1 protein-coding gene is annotated in these 1,072 nt (G+C 46.3%); it reads right to left on the minus strand.

Annotated features, from left to right (window positions below; genetic code table 11):
- The coding region (locus WAA15_RS24415; RefSeq protein ID WP_442892830.1) for a PKD domain-containing protein at positions 1–1,072 on the minus strand (1,072 nt) is incomplete at both ends.

Here is a 1,072-nt window from a genome sequence, read left to right on the forward strand (position 1 = left end):
GATGGTCACCTCTGGATTCACAGTCAATACTCCTGAATCCGTCGCTGAACATTCTTTGCCGTTAGCCGTCACTTTACAGGTTGCTGTGTAAGTACCTGCTGTACCGATTGTCAAGGTGCTGCCTGTGGCACCTGTGTTCCATGTTACAGTGCCGCTACAACCTGTGGCTACTAAAGTGCCTGTGGTATTTTTACAGATAGTTAAATCGTCTACATTGATGGTCACTTCTGGATTCACTGTTAGTACACCTGAATCTGTCGCTGAACACTCTTTGCCGTTGGTCGTTACTTTACAGGTCGCTGTGTAAGTGCCTGCTGTACCAATGGTCAAGGTGCTGCCTGTCGCGCCTGTATTCCATGTTACAGTGCCGCTACAACCTGTCGCTACTAAAGTACCTGTCGTATTTTTACAGATGGTTAAATCGTCTACGTTGACGGTCACCTCTGGATTCACCGTTAATACTCCTGAATCTGTCGCTGAACATTCTTTGCCGTTGGTTGTTACTTTACAAGTCGCTGTGTAAGTACCTGCTGTGCCAATGGTTAACGTGCTACCTGTGGCCCCTGTGTTCCATGTTACAGTGCCAGTACAACCTGTCGCTACTAAAGTGCCTGTGGTATTTTTACAAATAGTTAAATCGTCTACGTTGATGGTCACTTCTGGATTCACTGTCAATACTCCTGAATCTGTCGCTGAACATTCTTTGCCATTGGCCGTTACTTTACAAGTTGCTGTGTAAGTACCTGCTGTGCCAATGGTCAAGGTGCTACCTGTGGCCCCTGTGTTCCATGTTACAGTGCCTGTGCAACCTGTCGCTACTAAAGTACCTGTGGTATTTTTACAAATAGTTAAGTCGTCTACGTTGATGGTCACCTCTGGATTCACTGTTAGTACACCTGAATCCGTCGCTGAACATTCTTTGCCGTTGGTTGTTACTTTACAGGTTGCTGTGTAGGTACCTGCTGTACCGACTGTCAAGGTGCTGCCTGTTGCTCCTGTGTTCCATGTCACAGTGCCTGTGCAACCTGTCGCTACTAAAGTACCTGTCGTATTTTTACAAATAGTTAAATCG

This window comes from Emticicia sp. 17c, assembly GCF_037153985.1.
In the GTDB taxonomy this organism is placed as follows: domain Bacteria; phylum Bacteroidota; class Bacteroidia; order Cytophagales; family Spirosomataceae; genus Emticicia.